20 protein-coding genes are annotated in these 17,391 nt (G+C 51.0%); 7 read left to right on the top strand and 13 right to left on the bottom strand.

All coding sequences use genetic code 11. From position 1 onward, the window contains the following. Positions 1-20: 20 nt before the first annotated feature. The 7 genes from AWQ23_RS05120 to AWQ23_RS05090 all read right to left on the bottom strand — a co-directional run bounded on the left by AWQ23_RS05120 (position 21) and on the right by AWQ23_RS05090 (position 4,378). The gene (locus tag AWQ23_RS05120) at positions 21-521 is read right to left on the bottom strand and encodes a DUF177 domain-containing protein (protein WP_062433202.1); all 501 of its coding nucleotides are present in this window, start codon (positions 519-521) and stop codon (positions 21-23) included. 112 nt (positions 522-633) lie between these two features. After that, positions 634-1,125 (bottom strand): R3H domain-containing nucleic acid-binding protein, encoded by a 492-nt coding sequence (locus tag AWQ23_RS05115; protein WP_062433199.1) that lies wholly within the window; start codon positions 1,123-1,125, stop codon positions 634-636. A 6-nt stretch (positions 1,126-1,131) separates the two neighbouring features. Then, positions 1,132-2,298, bottom strand: coding sequence for a membrane protein insertase YidC (yidC, locus tag AWQ23_RS05110; RefSeq protein ID WP_062433195.1), 1,167 nt, complete (start codon positions 2,296-2,298; stop codon positions 1,132-1,134). 179 nt (positions 2,299-2,477) lie between these two features. Continuing rightward, positions 2,478-2,870: a PH domain-containing protein gene (locus tag AWQ23_RS05105; RefSeq protein ID WP_030007254.1), complete on the bottom strand. Its 393-nt coding sequence runs from the start codon at positions 2,868-2,870 to the stop codon at positions 2,478-2,480. Beyond that, entirely contained in the window at positions 2,860-3,210 is a 351-nt protein-coding gene (rnpA, locus tag AWQ23_RS05100; protein WP_012306616.1) for a ribonuclease P protein component, read from the bottom strand. Before rnpA ends, AWQ23_RS05105 begins: the two co-directional genes overlap by 11 nt. Positions 3,211-3,273: 63 nt before the next feature. Beyond that, entirely contained in the window at positions 3,274-3,411 is a 138-nt protein-coding gene (gene rpmH, locus AWQ23_RS15730) for a 50S ribosomal protein L34 (RefSeq protein WP_012306615.1), read from the bottom strand. A gap of 184 nt (positions 3,412-3,595) precedes the next feature. Further along, positions 3,596-4,378 carry a DUF2808 domain-containing protein gene (locus AWQ23_RS05090; protein WP_062433188.1) on the bottom strand — a complete coding sequence of 261 codons (783 nt, stop codon included), beginning with the start codon at positions 4,376-4,378 and terminating at the stop codon, positions 3,596-3,598. Positions 4,379-4,668: 290 nt separating this feature from the next. Between AWQ23_RS05090 and AWQ23_RS05085 the strand changes: the two genes are divergently transcribed. The 4 genes from AWQ23_RS05085 to AWQ23_RS16165 all read left to right on the top strand — a co-directional run bounded on the left by AWQ23_RS05085 (position 4,669) and on the right by AWQ23_RS16165 (position 8,059). Beyond that, positions 4,669-5,814, top strand: coding sequence for a Re/Si-specific NAD(P)(+) transhydrogenase subunit alpha (locus AWQ23_RS05085; protein ID WP_062433186.1), 1,146 nt, complete (start codon positions 4,669-4,671; stop codon positions 5,812-5,814). A gap of 72 nt (positions 5,815-5,886) precedes the next feature. Further along, positions 5,887-6,177 (top strand): NAD(P) transhydrogenase subunit alpha, encoded by a 291-nt coding sequence (locus AWQ23_RS05080; RefSeq protein ID WP_012306612.1) that lies wholly within the window; start codon positions 5,887-5,889, stop codon positions 6,175-6,177. 3 nt (positions 6,178-6,180) lie between these two features. Next, positions 6,181-7,581: an NAD(P)(+) transhydrogenase (Re/Si-specific) subunit beta gene (locus tag AWQ23_RS05075; protein WP_062433184.1), complete on the top strand. Its 1,401-nt coding sequence runs from the start codon at positions 6,181-6,183 to the stop codon at positions 7,579-7,581. Positions 7,582-7,918: 337 nt separating this feature from the next. Then, positions 7,919-8,059 (top strand): hypothetical protein, encoded by a 141-nt coding sequence (locus AWQ23_RS16165; protein WP_168191139.1) that lies wholly within the window; start codon positions 7,919-7,921, stop codon positions 8,057-8,059. Positions 8,060-8,231: 172 nt separating this feature from the next. Here AWQ23_RS16165 and AWQ23_RS05070 read toward each other — a convergent pair whose 3' ends face one another. After that, positions 8,232-8,591 (bottom strand): YkgJ family cysteine cluster protein, encoded by a 360-nt coding sequence (locus AWQ23_RS05070; RefSeq protein ID WP_062433181.1) that lies wholly within the window; start codon positions 8,589-8,591, stop codon positions 8,232-8,234. Positions 8,592-8,741: 150 nt separating this feature from the next. On the opposite strand from AWQ23_RS05070, the gene psb30 reads away from it, so the two are divergent. Further along, complete coding sequence (gene psb30 / locus AWQ23_RS05065; protein ID WP_012306608.1) at positions 8,742-8,873, top strand: photosystem II reaction center protein Ycf12/Psb30; 132 nt, start codon at positions 8,742-8,744, stop codon at positions 8,871-8,873. A gap of 70 nt (positions 8,874-8,943) precedes the next feature. Here the strand turns inward: psb30 and recJ are convergent, their stop codons facing one another. Next, positions 8,944-10,944, bottom strand: coding sequence for a single-stranded-DNA-specific exonuclease RecJ (gene recJ / locus AWQ23_RS05060; RefSeq protein ID WP_062433177.1), 2,001 nt, complete (start codon positions 10,942-10,944; stop codon positions 8,944-8,946). 163 nt (positions 10,945-11,107) lie between these two features. Further along, positions 11,108-11,836 (bottom strand): response regulator transcription factor RpaB, encoded by a 729-nt coding sequence (gene rpaB / locus AWQ23_RS05055; RefSeq protein ID WP_012306606.1) that lies wholly within the window; start codon positions 11,834-11,836, stop codon positions 11,108-11,110. A gap of 221 nt (positions 11,837-12,057) precedes the next feature. Between rpaB and radA the strand changes: the two genes are divergently transcribed. Further along, positions 12,058-13,479 carry a DNA repair protein RadA gene (gene radA / locus AWQ23_RS05050; protein WP_062433174.1) on the top strand — a complete coding sequence of 474 codons (1,422 nt, stop codon included), beginning with the start codon at positions 12,058-12,060 and terminating at the stop codon, positions 13,477-13,479. Positions 13,480-13,669: 190 nt separating this feature from the next. On the opposite strand, the gene AWQ23_RS05045 is transcribed toward radA, so the two are convergent. Next, positions 13,670-14,647 carry a cysteine synthase A gene (locus tag AWQ23_RS05045; RefSeq protein WP_062433171.1) on the bottom strand — a complete coding sequence of 326 codons (978 nt, stop codon included), beginning with the start codon at positions 14,645-14,647 and terminating at the stop codon, positions 13,670-13,672. Between the two features lie 237 nt (positions 14,648-14,884). Between AWQ23_RS05045 and btpA the strand changes: the two genes are divergently transcribed. Then, positions 14,885-15,718 carry a photosystem I biogenesis protein BtpA gene (gene btpA, locus AWQ23_RS05040; RefSeq protein ID WP_012306602.1) on the top strand — a complete coding sequence of 278 codons (834 nt, stop codon included), beginning with the start codon at positions 14,885-14,887 and terminating at the stop codon, positions 15,716-15,718. 118 nt (positions 15,719-15,836) lie between these two features. On the opposite strand, the gene AWQ23_RS05035 is transcribed toward btpA, so the two are convergent. Together AWQ23_RS05035 and AWQ23_RS05030 are read right to left on the bottom strand one after the other, a co-directional pair. Next, on the bottom strand, positions 15,837-16,799 hold the full coding sequence (locus AWQ23_RS05035; protein ID WP_083500688.1) for a CAP domain-containing protein: 963 nt from the start codon (positions 16,797-16,799) through the stop codon (positions 15,837-15,839). Positions 16,800-16,831: 32 nt separating this feature from the next. Continuing rightward, the gene (locus tag AWQ23_RS05030; RefSeq protein ID WP_062433167.1) at positions 16,832-17,305 is read right to left on the bottom strand and encodes a low molecular weight protein-tyrosine-phosphatase; all 474 of its coding nucleotides are present in this window, start codon (positions 17,303-17,305) and stop codon (positions 16,832-16,834) included. Positions 17,306-17,391 lie beyond the last annotated feature (86 nt).

Here is a 17,391-nt window from a genome sequence, read left to right as displayed (position 1 = left end):
TTACGCGACGTCTTCCGTGCCTAGGAAGAGAGCTGCTGCTTGAGGTCAGCCAACTTAGCCCAACGGGCATCAATTTGGGGAGCAGCGTCGTCTTGGCTGGTTTCTGCCCCAGGACAACGTTGGGGATCGCAGACCTTCCGCAGGGGCATTTCTAAACAGAATTGTTCATAAAGCCAGGTTTCGGGTTCAAAGTAGCTGTGGGGATCTAAGGATTCATCCAAATCTTCGAGGCTGACTTCCCGTTCTGCGGGGAGATCTTCGCCAGGGTTGTTCTGGAGCCAAATCAGTTCGGTGCGGTCGATGGTGAGGCGAGTATTGTAATGCTGGAGGCAGCGATCGCAGGTGAGGGTCACAATCGTTTCGGCCTGGGCCGTGACTTCGAGGTAAGTTTGACGGTGGGCGATCGCCATTTCACCCCGCACCGGGGTCAAGGTCTCCAAATCCGCGAGGGTTTCCGCAAAAGCAAATTGCTCCTGTTGCTGGGGGGCCTTTAATAGTCGGGGAATAAAAATCCGATCCATCACCTCAAACCTCCGATGACGCGGCATTTATCAGCCCCATCCTACCGTAAAACTCCCACAAAAAAGACGGGACAAAGCCCGCCTCTTGGGAAATATTCAGGGTGAAGCCCCGTTATTGAGCCAATTGCACAATGAGTTGGCGGTGGGGTTCTTGACCTTGGCTTTCGGTTTTTAGGAGCGGAAATTCCTTAAAAAAGCCGTGCATTTGCCGCCGTTCCGCCGAGGATAAATCGCCAATCGCTTCTGCCTCCCCAGTGGCTTGCACCCGGAGGGCAATTTCAGTGGCGATCGCCTTGAGTTCATTGAGGCGGTTTTCGCGGTAGCCCCCTAGATCAACTGTGAGGGGATATTGCTCCTCCTTCGGCAGATCATGGTTTAGGGTGATGTTGGCTAAATATTGCATCGCATCGATTAAGTGACCGCGATCGCCAATTAATTTTTCCCGCTGGGCCTCAGATAGTGCTTGGTGATCAATGGTCAACCAGAGAGAATCTTCCCCATCAAGGCCTTGTTTCACCGCCGCAGTGACCGGAGCCGGAAGCGCCATCAACTCAAGCAGTGTCGCCAGCCAGGTTTCACCCCGTTGGATTTTGGTCTCGTTCATCTGCTCTTAACCTGAAGTTTTCTCTTTTTTCTTGCTACCTTTGCGCTCAAAGGGAAGCTTGTCGCGCCCTTTCTCCGACTTCTCCTGTTCATCCACCAGTTTCTGGAGATTTTCCGGTAAAGGTTCCTTCGTAAGGATGAATGTCTGTACCGTCTGGAACGCGTTGGCGATCGTCATATACATCAACACCCCAGCCGGTAACGGGAAAAACAAAAACATCCCTGAAAAAATCAACGGCGTAATTTTGTTCACCGTCTGTTGGGCCTGCTGCTGTTGATCGCCACCGCTGTTGTTATTGCTGCTAGGAGCGCCCCCAGAAATAGTCTGGTTAATGTAAAGGCTCACCCCAAAGAACAGCACCATGCCGAGAATATCCCAGTGGATACCATCGTCACCATTAACCCCAATGCGGCCTAGGGCTTCAATGAAGAGAAATCCTTTATCAGCGGCGATCCCCGGCACAGTTACCTGGATGCTGACATCCCCAGGCGCAAGGGCCACGAGGGAACCATCGGGTTGCATCTCTACCCGTTCTTGACCTTTGGTAACTTCAAAGCTGGGCTTGATGTTACTGTCTGGATATTCGGCAGCCAGGGCCGCAAAGTCCTTCCCGGAGTCACTCTGGAGAACAAATTGGGTAGTTTCTCCAACACCGACTTTATTCCCAGCGGGTAAAGACAAGGTGATCGGGTAATGGATGCCACTATCAAAATAAACATTTTGGGTTTTAACATCGACCGCCTGGGGCTGTACCTGCTCCATTTTCTCGCTGGGGAGAATTTGCAGATTAGCGGTGTAGTTGATGTTGGCAAATGGCGATCCCCGCAGGGTGGCAAAGAGGGCAAAGAGGATGGGCATCTGCAACAGAATCGGTAAACAACCGGCGAGGGGATTCCCAAATTCTTTGTAAACCTCTGACATCGCGGCTTGTTGCTTTGCCGGGTCATTTTTGTAGCGCTCTTGGATTTCCTTGACCCGTTTTTGCATTAGGGGCTGGGTAATCTTCGTGCGTCTCATGCTGCGGATCGATTTGGCGCTTAGGGGATAAACGGCAAATCGAATCACAAGGGTCAGGGCGATGATTGCAAAACCGTAGCTCGGCACAATGCCATAGAAAAAATCTAGGATTGGCAACATCACGTTGTTTGATAAAAATCCGATCCCAAAATCCATGCGTCTGAAGTTCGTCTAGCTATGAGTTGTTTAAGGGTTAGTTTATCGGGTTTAGTTCTTATTTTTAATGGTTTCTTTTAAAAAAGCGATGGGAGAAATGGGATTAGGGGTCGCGTTTCTCCCGACTAACCACTGGGATTTCACCCAGAAAATAATCGATAAATAATTTTTATTGGCGCTTAGGCGGCGATCGCCTCTAGGGGAACCCCGGTGCGGTCGGCTGCCTTTTCGGCAATGTGACTGTAGATCTCACGGAAGTTGGGCATGGAGCGCAACTCTAGACGGCTACCATCCTGGAGGGTCACAACCAGATCCCCCCAAAGGCCAAATCCCCGGGGAATCTTGACGATTTTTCTAACTTCGCTGTAAATAATATCGGTGCGATCGCGCCCCTGCCAGCCCCCAGTAATCGAGATACGCCGACTGGTAATACGATAGCGGAGCCACAACGCTCGGACAATCGCCCCGACGGTCAGCGGCAGACAGATCACCGTGAACCCCAGCAAGATATTGAGGATCAGATCCCCAATGTGGGGGCCGCCCTCATAAATCACGTCTTCTTTAATGCCCATGGAATACCTCGGCTTGTATGAGTAATCTTTTTAATTCTTGCAAAAAATGCTCATATTCGCATTCTCTGGCGTTGTACCGCACAGCAATGACGATGTGCCAACCGGGTTGAATCTGGGGCAGTAGCGTGCGACAGGCGTGGCGAATACGGCGTTTGATTAAGTTCCGAACCACTGCTTTTTTACTGACTTTGCGGCTGATGCTGATGCCAATTTTGGTTGGGGCCGCTGGCTGAGGTAAGAGAATGATTGCTAGGGCATCTCCCCGGAAGCGTTTCCCTTGACTGTAGATCGTTTTAAAATCGCGCCAGTGTTTTAGACGGTGTTCTTTTGGCAGTCCCACAAAGAAAATGAGAGTGAGGTAGACGGCAAGTCCCCTCACCAAAATAATGGTTTGCGCGCTGGGTTAGACAGTAAGGCGATGACGGCCTTTTTTTCTGCGGGCGCGGATAACATTCTGGCCGGTGTGGCTGCGCATACGAGCCCGAAAACCAGAAGTGCGTTTTTGCTTGCGGACGGTGCCGCCTAGGGTCCGTTTAGTCATGGAAGTCCTCCTTATATTCCTTTGAAAATAGGTGCTCTCTCCGGAGGCGATCGCCGCCTTGCCGAAAAAATTAGAAAATGACAGTCTCTAATTATACCGTGTCCGTCAAGTTAACCAAGGACTCCGGCGAAATTGATCGCATTTACCCCGGTCAGTACCCAGGAAGTAAAGAAACTGGCAATCCCTAAAAATCCACATCCAATAACCAAGAGCCCAAACGGCTGGGGAGAGGCGCCCCTTGGCTACGGGCAAAGGCCGTTATCAAGTACATGCCCCCACGGGAAGGATTGTTGACACTATCGAGGATAATCTCGACGTCGCTTTCGGGACTGAGGGGTTCAGCAAGGGTAATCACCAGGGAACGACTACGGGGGCCTTCATCTTCTGGCTCTTCGGCAATCTCTGGTTCCGGAGCAGGATTATTATTGTTGTTGGTGTTGTTACTTTGGCTGGCCTGTTGGGCGGCGAGGGTTTCTGAATCGAGGAACACCAATTCGCCGTTGACCAGGACTAATTCACCCCCACGATCCGGTGTGGTTGTACTGGCGGCAATGTTACCGAGGATGGTTTGGCTCTGTTGGGCTGGATCGGTGGGTAAGCTATCGGGATCCCAGGCGGTAGCGGCTTCGTTGAGGGCAACTTCTCGGCCATTGACTCGGACCCGAATTTTTGCGTCATCGACCCGACCGTCAAAGTCTTCCGGGAAGCTCAGTTCAAAGGTCTGGAAGCGGTCAACAATTTTACTTTTTTTGATTTCTAAGTAGTAGCGATCACGGCGGCGGGCACCGGAATTATATTCAACGGCACACTTGAGAATGTCCCCTTGGGGAATCGTTCCCCCCCAGTTGATCGTAAAAGACCCACAGGGTTGGCGGGCTTCAGCCATTTGGGGCATGAAAGTCAGGCTACTGCTTAACAGGGTGGTGGCGATCGCCAAACGGGAAAGGGGAGAACGGAAGAGTTGCATATTCACAGGCGCCTTCAAAGTCTGTAACCGATTGTGACTAAAGTTTGCGTTTTCAGCAACTCCCCTGACGAAATCCTGACGAAGAAGTGCCAACGCAACAGAGATTTACAAAAACTGATAAGACACATTACAGAGGGTGTCCGCCAAGGAAAAGATAGCACTACACTGCGAAAAGACGCCGTAACAGCCTTATGGGGATGGCCGACGGCCCTGGGTTCTCAAGGTTTTGCCACTGAATTGCTCTACATCTACCGTTCAGTCTGTTGCTATTGTTTCGTTAAGGAGTTTCTATGAAAATTGCTGTTGCTCGGGAAACCGTTGCCGGAGAACGTCGGGTAGCCCTGACACCGGATCAGGTTTCTCGTCTTGTTAAAAAAGGCTGGGAAATCCATGTGGAGGCCGGGGCTGGTGAGGCATCTCTCCTTCCCGATGCTGCCTACGAGGAAGCTGGGGCAAAAGTCATTGGCGATCGCCAATCCCTCTGGCAAGAGGCTGATCTCCTCGTCAAGGTGGCTGTACCCACAGAAGAAGAGGTTGCTCTCCTGCCGGAAGGGTCAATGGTGGCGAGTTTGCTCAATCCCCTGGGACAACCAGAGATCATCCAAAAATTAGCAGATAAAAAGATCACCGCCTTGGGCATGGAGTTGATCCCCCGCACCAGTCGCGCCCAAAGTATGGATGTGTTGTCTTCCCAGGCTGGGGTGGCTGGCTACAAAGCGGTTTTACTTGCCGCCGCTGCCTTACCCAAGTTTTTCCCAATGTTAACCACAGCCGCTGGCACCATTCGTCCAGCTAAGGTGTTTGTAATTGGGGCTGGGGTAGCGGGTCTCCAGGCGATCGCCACAGCCAGAAGACTCGGCGCGGTGGTTGAGGCCTTTGACATCCGGCCCGCCGTCAAAGAAGAAGTCCAAAGCCTTGGGGCTAAATTTGTCGAAGTGCAACTAGAAGAAGAAACTGCCACGGCCGGTGGGTATGCCAAGGAAGTTTCCGAAGACTCGAAAAAGAAAAGCCAAGCCCTCATTTCAGACCATGTGGCCACCGCCGATGTGGTGATCACCACCGCCCAAGTTCCTGGTCGCCGTGCGCCCGTGCTTGTAACCGATGACATGATTGCCCGGATGCAAACCGGATCGGTTTTGATCGATCTCGCTGGCGAACAAGGGGGTAACTGTGAAGGCTGTGAGGCAGGCCGCGAAGTCCAAGTCCACGGGGCCACGATCATTGCTCCCATTAATCTTCCTTCCACGGTGCCTGTCCATGCGAGCCAAATGTTTGCCAAGAATATGGCGACCTTGCTACAACTGCTCATTCCCGAAGGCACAATTAATCTCGATTTTGCCGACGACATCCTGGATTCTGTTTGTGTGACCCACCAAGGGGAAATTCGCAATCAACGGGTCAAAGACGCCCTGCAACAAATGGCTGTCACTGCCTAAGAAACAGACATTTTCTCAGTTTTGAACCTAACCTAAATTTATTCATCTTATCTAAAGGAGTTTTGACTGTTCATGACAACAGCAACACTGCTCAGTAGCCTATTCGTATTTGTATTGGCTTCCTTTGTGGGCTTTGAAGTAATTAATAAAGTCCCACCCACGCTACACACACCACTCATGTCCGGTGCCAACGCCATCTCTGGTATTGCCTTAATTGGTGCCCTTTTAGTTTCTGGCGAAGAACACTGGAATTTAACGGTCATCCTCGGTCTCATCGCGGTGGTCTGCGCCACGATCAATGTTGTCGGCGGTTTTTTGGTCACAGACCGGATGCTGCAAATGTTTAAGAAGAAGGAGGCCTAAGTGATGGATAGCTTACTTACCAATGGCATCGAACTGAGTTATCTCGTGGCGGCCTGTCTGTTTATTCTGGGCTTAAAGAAATTGGGTTCCCCTGCAACAGCCCGTCAAGGCAACTCCATTGCAGCGGTGGGCATGTTACTGGCAGTGGTGGCGACCCTGCTCAATCAACAGGTTTTAAACTATGGTCTGATCGCTGGGGGGATCGTCATCGGCAGTATCATCGGTGTGATCACCGCGAAAAAAGTCGAAATGACCGATATGCCCCAATTGGTCGGCCTCTTTAATGGTCTGGGGGGGGCGGCTTCGGCTCTGGTGGCGATCGCCGAATTTTGGCGACTCCTATCCCTCGGAGAAACCCTCTCCATCACCACTAGCCTCACGATTATTTTGGGGGTACTGATTGGCGGTGTCACCCTAACAGGGAGCCTCATTGCCTTTGGGAAATTACAAGGGATCATGCCCGGTCGCCCGGTAATTTTCCCGGCCCAACAGATCATTAATTTCGCCATTCTGGCAGGATTCCTCAGCGGCAGTATCTATCTGTTCGTGAATCCTGATCCGAATATTTTTCTCGGCTTAGTGGGGATCTCCCTTGTGCTGGGCGTTCTCTTTGTGATCCCCATCGGCGGCGGCGATATGCCCGTGGTGATCTCTCTTCTCAATTCCTACTCTGGTCTAGCTGCCAGTGCCGCCGGGTTCGTGGTGGGCAACAATATGCTCATTATTGCCGGGGCTTTGGTGGGCGCATCGGGGATTATCCTCACCCAGATCATGTGTAAAGCCATGAACCGCTCCATTACTAACGTCTTGTTTGCGGGCTTTGGCAGTGATGGCGGTGCCCCAGAAGGAGACGGTAGTGCGGCCATTGATGGCGCCATTAAAAGCGTAGATCCTGAAGAAAGCGCCATGATGCTTGGCTATGCCCGCAGTGTTGTCATTATTCCGGGTTATGGGATGGCTGTAGCCCAGGCGCAACATTCCGTCAAAGAGCTGGCCGATATGCTGGAGAAAAAAGGCGTAGAAGTCAAATATGCGATTCACCCTGTGGCTGGTCGGATGCCGGGGCATATGAATGTACTCCTCGCGGAGGCCAATGTCCCTTACACCCAGCTTTATGACATGGACGATATCAATCCCCAGTTTGATAATACGGATGTGGCCCTAGTGATTGGTGCCAACGATGTGGTTAATCCGGCGGCGCGCCACGACAAAGGTAGCCCCATTTATGGGATGCCGATTTTGGAAGTAGATAAAGCCAAAACCACCATTGTGATCAAACGGAGTATGAGTACAGGCTTTTCTGGGGTACAAAATGAGCTGTTCTTCAAAGACAAAACAATGATGCTGTTTGGTAGTGCCAAAGACATGGTGGAAAAAATTTCTTCTGAAGTAAAAGAGCTTTAGGAAACTAACAGTATTTTTATAAGTTGTTAGTGAATTAAAGATTGTATTTATGATTAGGCCCTAATTGTTAAGCGATTAGGGCTTTTGATTGATTTGGCTTTGTCTTTTTTTACATATATAGGAGTATTTACCTTTTTCGACTTTCAGAACCCTAACGCAATTTCAAGAATCACAACTAAGCGATCCCCTAAGGGGACTAACCCCTAATAATAGTCATATAGAGCTGAATGACAAATCTCAGCGATAGACAAGCTTAAAGTGCAGTGGCAAACCCGGTTTGTTTCGTGGTTCTAACCATTGTATTTCGAGTGATTAGACGTGACGAGGCACAGCAACCATGAAAACGTTAGAAAAGCTTTTTCAGTATGTTTTACAGGGCATCAATCGGATTTTTTCACCGAATGAAGAACCTGTGCCAGAGGTAGGGGTACAACCCTTCGATGGGGACCCCTATGATGGATCATCGGATTTAGATTAGTTAGTTGGCAACTTGGTTTTAGGTTGTGGGCATCAACAACTAAACAGTATTGCAAGTATCGATGGGTACCAGAGTCCTTGGGCTGGTACTCTTTCTTTTTGGGCAAGTCTTGTTTCGTCCTTGAGAAACTTGCTTCAAGGATGGGGATCAACGATCTTTTTCGGGAAAACCGTTACAATCCAACATTCACGACCTTGGCAACATAGCGCTCCATTTCTGGGCTCTCGTCGCCATAGATACTATCGATGTGTTCCAGGCAGCAATCAATGGCAAATTGTTGCAAGTCTTCGGTGGGCACATCAAACATTTCGGTAAACGTTTCTGGGAGGACACGGCAAAAGCGGGGACGTTCGGTGTAGATCGTGCATTTGCGATGGGCTTGGTCATAGTTGATGCACCAGCCGTCGGGGCCAACCATAGCGAGATATTGCTCCAGTTGAGCGGGGGTAAGGTAGTCCTCAAGGTCGGGGCGATCGCCGGGTTCGAGGTGGCAGCAGGCACCACAATTTTCAATGCATTGCCAAGTGGGCATCGGGATCCGTCTCCGGGGCGTTACAAAACTTCATTGATTTTTGCCTATTCTCAGCAAAGCAAGGCAGGCTTGACGGGGTATGATAGACATTGATTTTTAGGAAAAAAAAATTTACCCTGTTTTTTGCATTAACTCAGGAATAGGAGAAATATGGATTTTATCACAGGTTTTTTTGGTAGCCTCAACTTTGAAGTGATTTTTCAGTTGACTTTTGTCTCTTTGATCCTCATTTCGGGGCCTGTTGTTATCTTTTTGTTGGCCATTCGTGGCGGCGATATGTAATTTTTTCTCAAAAACAAATTGTGCGCAGGGGCAACAAACCGACGGGGGAGTTGTCCTTTTTTGTGCTGATTTAGTTGGCTTGTTCGAGGGTGGCGATCGCCGTTTTGATCATCTGAAAAAAAGGGGGTTGGGTAACATCAACGGTTTGCTCACCGAGTTGGCCCTGCCGTTGGCCTTTTTTGATCGCCAATAACTTACCTTGATCATTGCGAATTCTGAGGGTCAATCCCTGATCCACAAGGGTACAGAAATATGTCCGGTCATTAAACAGAAAAGTCTTTTCTGAGTGCTGAGGTTGAGCTTGGGGAGACATTTCCCGGTCTGGAACCGCAGGACGCGGGGCTTCACTGGGACGCGCCCCGACCAATTCTAGCTCTAGGTTCACCTCACCATTCCAACGATTTTCTTTGAGTTTGTAGGCAATGTCCAGGGTTGAGGGGAGTGGCAGATAGTCTCCCCATTGCCAGGCGATCGCCTTAATGGTGAATGTTTGACCGGCGATGGTTTGGCCGAGGCTGAATTTTAGGTGATTTTTGCCAATGGTGCGTTGCTCTAGAATTTGTACATTTTTTGTCCAGAAAATCGGTTCTGGATTGCCGATGCCCCAGGGATGGAGTTGATCAATCTGTTGGTAAAACTCTGGGGTTAAATCCGTGAAATTTACCGCCCCGTCAATTTTCACCAAGGGTTTTAGATGTTCGGGTTCGAGCAATTGGTGGGCAAATTCACTGAGCTTTTCGGTAAACGCGGTCAGGTTATCTCTGGCAAGGGAAAATCCCCCTGCCGCTTTGTGGCCCCCAAATTTACCCAGGAGATCTTGGCAATAGTTCAGCGCCTCAAACACATTAAATTCTTCGATGCCCCGGGCGGAGCCGCGAATGTTACCGTCCTCCTCAGCGGTGCAGATAAAGACGGGCACACCATAGCGTTCGACCAACCGGGAAGCGACAATGCCGATCACGCCATGGTGCCATTCTTCTTTGCAAACCACCAACACTCGCTGTCCTTGGTAATCGATGGGGGTTTCTTCTACTAGGGCGATCGCCTCTGCTTCGATCTGGGTGCACATTTCCTGGCGCTGCTTATTGATCTGCTCACATTGCATCGCCCGCTCTAGGGCCAAACCCGGTTCGTCGGTAGTTAGCAATTCAATTACTTTTTGGGGATCATCAATGCGACCAACGGCGTTAATGCGGGGGCCGAGGCGAAAGCCAATATCATCGGGCTTGAGTTGTTTCTTTTGGTCATCGACCCCGGCAATTTGCATGAGGGCCTGCACCCCTGCCAACTCCGACTGGGGTAAAAGCTTGAGGCCGCGCTTTAACCAGCGACGATTCACCCCGGTTAAGGGCGCCAGATCAGCGATGGTCCCCAGGGTAAATAATTCTAAAATTTGGCTGGTGAGCCCTTCTAGCTTGTCTACAGCCTGAGCCAAGGACACCGCCAGCACATAGGCCACGCCAACTCCGGCTAAACCAGCATAAGGAGACATGGTCGGCAATAACTTTGGATTCAGAATCGCATTGGCGGGCGGCAATTGATCCGGCAAGTCATGGTGGTCAGTGATGATCACATCTAGACCCAGATCCCGTGCCAAATTGATCGGCTCGTAGGCGGAAATGCCGTTGTCTACCGTGAGAATTAAGCCTACCCCTTCCTCGGCGAGCTCGGTGACGATGCGCTCATTGATCCCGTAGCCATCTTTCATGCGGCTGGGGATCGCGTAGGTTACCTTGGCTCCCACATGGCCCAAGGCCCGCAACAACAGAGCAGTGCTGGTCATCCCATCGGCGTCATAATCGCCACAAATGGCAATGAGAGTTTCTTCGGCGATCGCCTCCTGGAGAAGTTCCACACTGAGGGCCAGATCCTCAAATTCCACCAAGGGCGCAGGTAATCGCTGGGATTCCGGCTGGATGTAGATCTTCGCCTGCTCTGGCGTGCGAATATTGCGATTCACTAAAACCTGGGCCACAAGCGGATTAAGGCCCATCGCCTCAACCAATGATTGGGTGATGTCCGGTTGGCGATCGGCAATGTGCCAGCGCTGTTGGGGGAGGCGAAAATTCATGGCAAAGGAGATAGTTTGCAGCAAAAAAGTTAGTAGGTACAGAAGACGGTTCGTCGTTTAGAGACCTTGCGTCAGATCTAGCATCCCCAGTCAAAATTTAAGACCACGGTCAAACATTCATCCCAACCATGATCTTAAAAGTTTATCCGTACAATTCTTGGGGTTATTCATCACCCGGTTCGAGGATCCGCTGAAACAGATAACCTGTACCTCTGGCTGTCAAAATAAGTTCGGGATTGCTGGGGTCATCTTCTAGTTTGGCGCGCAACCGGGAAATATGCACATCCACAACGCGGGTATCCACATGGCGCTCTGGGGTGTAGCCCCAAACTTCTTGGAGGATTTCTGAGCGAGAAAAAGGTTCCCCAGAACGGCTGACCAGTAATTCCAACAGGCTAAACTCCATCCCTGTGAGTCGAATACGTTCATCGCCTTTGTAGACCTGGCGCTTATTGGTATCAATGCGGATCGAACCCACATGGATAACCCCAGAGCTAGGAATGCCCGTACCACCATTTTTTTCAACACGCCGCAGGACAGAACGGATGCGCGCTTCTAGTTCTTTGGGGGAGAATGGTTTTACGACGTAATCATCGGCCCCAAGCTCCAAACCTGTGATGCGGTCCGCCACATCCCCAAGGGCTGTGAGCATAATAATCGGCACATCGGATTCTTTGCGGAGTTCTTGGCAGACGCCATAGCCATCGAGCTTGGGCATCATCACATCGAGAACCACAAGATCGGGGTCTGCTTCATCAAATGTGGCGAGGGCTTCTTCACCATCAGCGGCGGTCACAACCTCGTAACCAATCATGGAAAGGCGGGTTTCGAGGATGCGGCGGATGCTGGCTTCGTCGTCAACGACAAGAATTCTTTCTTTATGATTTTCCAAGTTCCTTCACGCTCCTGTTGACTTTCGGTAAGTGTTGTTGAAGTTTATTAAGTAGGGTTATCTAGATATAAGAATATCGCTTTCCTGAAATCTGATGGGAGTCTGAGGTCGGGTTTTCGGGAAAATGAGAAGTTTTTTAAGATTTATTTTGGAAAGTGTGCGGTTTTTCGGGGTGATGCTGCCACCGAGGGAAATTCATTGTGATGGGGAGATGACAAGTCATGGCTAAGGCAAAAACGGTTTATGTGTGTCGTGAATGTGGGGCAGAGGCGCGGCAATGGCTCGGTAAATGCCCAGATTGTGGGGTCTATGGGTCGCTGCAAGAAGAGATCCGCGAAAAGGAAAGCAGTACTGGTGTGAGTCGTACCTGGCACCATAAGCCGAAAACAACCAGAAAAGCCGCCAGCCCAGTCTCTCGCACTGCGGTGAAATTTACAGATATTGATACCCGCCAACGGATGCGCTTTGGGTCTGGGTTTGGGGAGCTAGACCGGGTGCTTGGCGGAGGGTTAGTCCCAGGTTCCTTGGTGCTAATTGGGGGCGATCCGGGCATTGGGAAATCAACTTTGTTACTCCAGGTGGCCTATCAACTCAGCACAAGTTTACCAAGAATTTTGTATGTGTCGGCGGAGGAATCGGGCCAGCAAATCAAGCTCCGGGGCGATCGCCTCCGGGATGCAGCCCACCCCCCAGAAGAAAATTTATATGTACTAACGGAAACGGGCCTCGAAACGATTTTGGCCGAACTAGAAACTCTCCAGCCCCAGGTGGCAGTGATCGATAGTATTCAGACCTTGTACTATTCCGCCTTGGGTTCGGCCCCCGGTTCGGTGTCCCAGGTGCGGGAATGTACCTCGGCTTTGATGCAAGTAGCGAAGCGGGAAAACATTACGCTGTTTATCGTCGGTCATGTCACCAAGGAAGGGGCGATCGCCGGGCCACGGGTTTTGGAACACCTCGTTGATACGGTGCTGTATTTCGAGGGAGATAGATATGCCTCCCATCGGTTGTTGCGGTCGGTGAAAAATCGCTTTGGGGCCACCCATGAAGTCGGCATTTTTGAGATGGGTGAACAGGGTTTAGAGGAAGTGCTCAATCCTTCAGAACTTTTCCTCGGTAACCGCGAAGAGGCCACCCCCGGTACCGCCACCGTTGTCGCTTGTGAAGGCACCCGACCCCTTTTAGTAGAATTGCAAGCCCTAGTCAGTCCCACCAGTTATTCTTCCCCTCGGCGTTCCACCACAGGCGTTGATTATTCCCGTCTCCAGCAAATTTTGGCGGTGTTAGAAAAGCGAGTGGGCATTCCCCTTTCTAAGTTAGATGCCTATGTGGCTTCGGCGGGCGGTCTGACAGTTTCTGAACCAGCGGTTGACCTGGGGATTGCCATTGCTTTGGTCGCTAGTTTCCGCGATCGCCTTGTTTCACCCCAGACTGTGCTGATCGGAGAAGTAGGCTTAGGAGGACAAATTCGACCTGTTTCTCACTTGGAAACCCGTCTCAAGGAAGCAATGAAATTAGGCTTTACCCGTGCCATTGTGCCCAAAGGTCAAAAGTTACCAGACGGTTTAGACCTCGATATTATTCCCGTGGCTCGCGTGCTGGATGCTATCGTCGCCGCCCTGCCTGCCGATGGCAAAGAATAGACCCCGTTAAGGCAATTGGAGTTTGAGCAATTTAACGGACTTATTCTTTATCGTTCATCGCTGTGGTGCCTTTGATCAGCATGAATAAACCGCTGGCGACGATCAAAAACGCCAAGACGCCCATCACAATATCTAAAGTTTGGGTTTCCATAATTTAAAAAAAGTAGGCGATCGCCTTCAAAATTTATCGCTAATCTGGCACTGACAAGCCCTTGCTGGCAAGCCATTCTGGGTTAAAGAGGCGAGATTGATAACGGGCGCCACTGTCACACAACACCGTCACAATCGTATGACCCGGCCCCATTTCCTTCGCGAGGGCATAGGCCGCACCGACATTAATTCCTACGGAGCCCCCCATAAACAGGCCATCTTTTTTGAGAAGTTGATACACAACCCGTACCGCTTCCTGGTCATCAACCCGAATGGCGTCGTCCATGGGCACCCCTTCCATATTGGCGGTAATGCGTCCTTGACCAATGCCTTCCGTAATCGACCCCCCTTCTCGGTCGAGTTTGCCCGTTTTCACATAGCTGTAGAGCACACTGCCCATGGGATCGGCCACGACACATTTAACGTTAGGATTTTTTTCCTTGAGGTAGAGGGCAGTGCCAGCATAGGTTCCCCCAGTGCCCGTAGCAGCCGTCCAAGCATCAATTTTGCCGTCGGTTTGAGCCCAAATTTCCGGGCCAGTGGTTTCGTAGTGGGCGCGGCGGTTGGCCAAATTATCAAACTGATTGGCCCAGATCGCATTTTCTGTCTCTGCGGCGAGCCGTTGGGAATATTTCACGTAATTGTTAGGGTCGGCATAGGGCACCGCCGGAACCGTAATCACTTCGGCCCCCAGAGTGCGGAGCAGATCAATTTTTTCTTGGGACTGGGTTTCGGGGATCACAATGATGCATTTGTAACCCTTGGCATTGCAGATATGAACCAGACCAATGCCTGTGTTGCCTGCGGTGCCTTCAACAACGGTGCCACCAGGTTTGAGCAGGCCCCGTTCTTCGGCGTCTTTGATGATGTAGAGGGCGGCCCGGTCTTTGACGGAACCACCGGGATTGAGAAATTCTGCTTTGCCTAAAATTTCACAGCCCGTTGCTTCACTAAAACTGTTTAGGCGAATGAGGGGGGTGTTGCCAACTGCACCAACAAAACCGTCTTTGATATCCATAGGTTGATTCTGTTTCTTCTGTCTTTTGCACTGTGGGTTGCAATCCCCCTATTGTGACATGGGCTGGTTCGATTCCTGTGGTGAATTATGGAGGCGATCGCCTTTTCTTCGGGGAAACAAAATTTTGGGGAGGCCTGCCCCTGATATACTAATTTACGCCCTATCCCAAGCCTGCAAAGGTGACGAGGCATCGCTCCTGTGGGAGTGACCCTGTACAAACGAACGTAAAGAAAATCAGTGGATCTCAAACATCTTTTCCAGACCGAAAATCCCATCCTTGGCGTTGTTCACCTGTTGCCTTTGCCCACCTCTGCCCGTTGGGGAGGTGACTTTCGTCAGGTGATGGACCGCGCGGAACAGGAAGCAACGGCCCTCGCTGCGGGGGGGATTGACGGCATTATTATCGAAAACTTCTTTGATGCCCCCTTCACAAAAGACCGGGTTGATCCTGCCACGATCAGTGCCATGACCCTAATCATGGATCGTCTTGCGGGGTTGGTGACTGTCCCCCTGGGGCTTAATGTCCTCCGCAATGATGCTAAAAGTGCGATGGCGATCGCCGCCTGTACTGGCGCCCAGTTTATTCGTGTGAATGTGCTCACCGGGGTAATGGCCACCGATCAAGGCTTAATTGAAGGCAATGCCTACGAACTGCTGAAATACCGCCGCGAACTCGATGCAGACGTAGCAATCTTGGCAGATGTCTTAGTAAAACACGCCCACCCCATTAGTACGCCTAACCTCACCGCCGCCATCCACGACACCGTGGAACGGGGTTTAGCCGATGCGGTAATTCTCTCTGGTTGGGCGACGGGTCAAGTGCCGAAAATGGACGACTTGAAAGATGCCCGTGCCAATGCAGGGGATACGCCGATTTTGATTGGTAGTGGTGCCACCTGGGAGAATATCGGCAACCTCCTCCAGGTGGCCGATGGGGCCATTGTCGCCAGTTCCCTCAAACGTCATGGCAAGCTCAGTGAGCCGATTGATCCGTTGCGGGTGTCGCAGTTTATGGAATCGGCCCAACAGGGGATTAAAATTCGCCAGATGCGCCAGAAACAATTTGCCTAATCCTGTGTGCGGGCATGGGTGCTGTATTTTTTAAAAGTTCTGGCTTGATGCTGGTGCTTTGCGGACAGTGCGGTGCTTGCTATTTTTGACCTGAAAAATATTGTCCAATCCCCAGGGCTTAGTAGGGTCGCTGACCCCGGTAATTACCGGGGGGATCATAGTTGCAGACCCAAACTTCCCAACCATTATCCTTACGCACCATGCCACAACCGACGTTCTCCGTATCACGCCACACGATTTGGGTATAGTGGCCACACACTTTACCTGGTTGGCAGCGGTTAGTGCCGTAGTCATAGTCTTGAATTTCGTTGCCCCAGAGATTGACCACCGCCGTTGGCGAGAGCACTAAATTATTAGACTTTGCGATATTTTCACCGTAGTCATCGCTGGTATTGTGTTCTACCCTTTCCTGGGCGGCTAAACGTTCGGCCCAAGTTTGGGCATGGTTGGCGAGGGTTTCTGACCAAACTAAATCTGGCAAATTGTGGGGCGATCGCCACTCATTATGGGCCGCTAACATCTGTTCAATGCCAGCCTGGGTGGAGAGATCAAATTCACTCACTGCAATCCCGGCGGCTTTTGCCTCTGCCACTGAACGCACCCGTTGGGCCACAACATCTGTTTCAAGGCGGCCATTGTCGCGATATTGCACCGTAAAGCGATTTCCCGTGCGGGAGCTGTAGCTATAACTCCGAATACTGGCTTCGACCCAAACGCCATCCCGTTCGACATAAATGGGTTCACTGACGCTATTGATTTGGGGTAAGCGGCCTGCTACAGGTTGAGTAGCGACGGTTGGCCGTAATCTTTCTGGGCTGACATTGTCCTCCACGAATCCCACATCCAAATACCGCACTTGATAACGCACGGTTGCTTCGGGAGCACTTTGGATAGCAAGGATTTCACCGGGCCGCCAACTCCCTTGCCGCTCGATGTCAACTTTATCGCCCACCTCAAAGATAGTCGCCTGGGCCAGGAGAATTGGGGTTGCCCCCTGGGGAACTGGATGACTGTGACTAGCTGCCCCCTGGAACCAAAAGAGGCCCAACAAGGCGATCGCCGTTGCATTGCGGATAAACATGGTGTGACCGAGGAAATAAACTGCCTACACCATCACATTTCCTGTCTAATCTCCTGGAGGAGTCCTTGGCAGGCATCGAGGAGCAAATCAATCACATAGTCAAAACCCGATTGGCCGCCGTAGTAGGGATCTGGCACTTCGCTATCGGGAAAATTCGTGGCGTAGTCACACATCATTTTAACTTTTTCGCCATAGATATCTGCCCGGTCTAGGGACAAAATGTCACGATAATTAGCGCGATCCATTGCCAGGATCAGGTCAAATGCTTCAAAATCAGCGCGGGAAAATTGCCGGGCGCTACCCACCAGACGAATATCGCGCTTTTGGGCCGCTGCCTGCATCCGTCGGTCTGGGGCGGCTCCTATGTGATAGCTAGAAGTCCCGGCCGAGTCGCAGAGAATTTTATTGCTTAAACCTTCTTGTTCCAGGAGATGCCGCATAATATTTTCGGCGGAGGGGGAACGGCAGATGTTACCGAGGCAAACGAATAATAATTTATAGGCCATTGTCAATTTTTTTCAGCTAAGGGGCGATCGCAATTTTGCAGTGTACCCCAAATTCCTCCCCGGAAAAGCACAAATTCCCCATGACA

It is taken from the genome of Picosynechococcus sp. PCC 73109, assembly GCF_001521855.1.
GTDB lineage: Bacteria > Cyanobacteriota > Cyanobacteriia > Cyanobacteriales > MRBY01 > MRBY01.
This window is presented reverse-complemented; position numbering and strand designations above follow the sequence as displayed.

Excerpts from the sequence above, each read along its gene's own strand:
- AWQ23_RS05120 (WP_062433202.1), bottom strand. The coding sequence starts at position 521 with ATGGATCGGATTTTTATTCCCCGACTATTAAAGGCCCCCCAGCAACAG.
- AWQ23_RS05115 (WP_062433199.1), bottom strand. The coding sequence starts at position 1,125 with ATGAACGAGACCAAAATCCAACGGGGTGAAACCTGGCTGGCGACACTG.
- yidC (WP_062433195.1), bottom strand. The coding sequence starts at position 2,298 with ATGGATTTTGGGATCGGATTTTTATCAAACAACGTGATGTTGCCAATC.
- AWQ23_RS05105 (WP_030007254.1), bottom strand. The coding sequence starts at position 2,870 with ATGGGCATTAAAGAAGACGTGATTTATGAGGGCGGCCCCCACATTGGG.
- rpmH (WP_012306615.1), bottom strand. The coding sequence starts at position 3,411 with ATGACTAAACGGACCCTAGGCGGCACCGTCCGCAAGCAAAAACGCACT.
- AWQ23_RS05090 (WP_062433188.1), bottom strand. The coding sequence starts at position 4,378 with ATGCAACTCTTCCGTTCTCCCCTTTCCCGTTTGGCGATCGCCACCACC.
- AWQ23_RS05085 (WP_062433186.1), top strand. The coding sequence starts at position 4,669 with ATGAAAATTGCTGTTGCTCGGGAAACCGTTGCCGGAGAACGTCGGGTA.
- AWQ23_RS05080 (WP_012306612.1), top strand. The coding sequence starts at position 5,887 with ATGACAACAGCAACACTGCTCAGTAGCCTATTCGTATTTGTATTGGCT.
- AWQ23_RS05075 (WP_062433184.1), top strand. The coding sequence starts at position 6,181 with ATGGATAGCTTACTTACCAATGGCATCGAACTGAGTTATCTCGTGGCG.
- AWQ23_RS16165 (WP_168191139.1), top strand. The coding sequence starts at position 7,919 with ATGAAAACGTTAGAAAAGCTTTTTCAGTATGTTTTACAGGGCATCAAT.
- AWQ23_RS05070 (WP_062433181.1), bottom strand. The coding sequence starts at position 8,591 with ATGCCCACTTGGCAATGCATTGAAAATTGTGGTGCCTGCTGCCACCTC.
- psb30 (WP_012306608.1), top strand. The coding sequence starts at position 8,742 with ATGGATTTTATCACAGGTTTTTTTGGTAGCCTCAACTTTGAAGTGATT.
- recJ (WP_062433177.1), bottom strand. The coding sequence starts at position 10,944 with ATGAATTTTCGCCTCCCCCAACAGCGCTGGCACATTGCCGATCGCCAA.
- radA (WP_062433174.1), top strand. The coding sequence starts at position 12,058 with ATGGCTAAGGCAAAAACGGTTTATGTGTGTCGTGAATGTGGGGCAGAG.
- AWQ23_RS05045 (WP_062433171.1), bottom strand. The coding sequence starts at position 14,647 with ATGGATATCAAAGACGGTTTTGTTGGTGCAGTTGGCAACACCCCCCTC.
- AWQ23_RS05035 (WP_083500688.1), bottom strand. The coding sequence starts at position 16,799 with ATGTTTATCCGCAATGCAACGGCGATCGCCTTGTTGGGCCTCTTTTGG.
- AWQ23_RS05030 (WP_062433167.1), bottom strand. The coding sequence starts at position 17,305 with ATGGCCTATAAATTATTATTCGTTTGCCTCGGTAACATCTGCCGTTCC.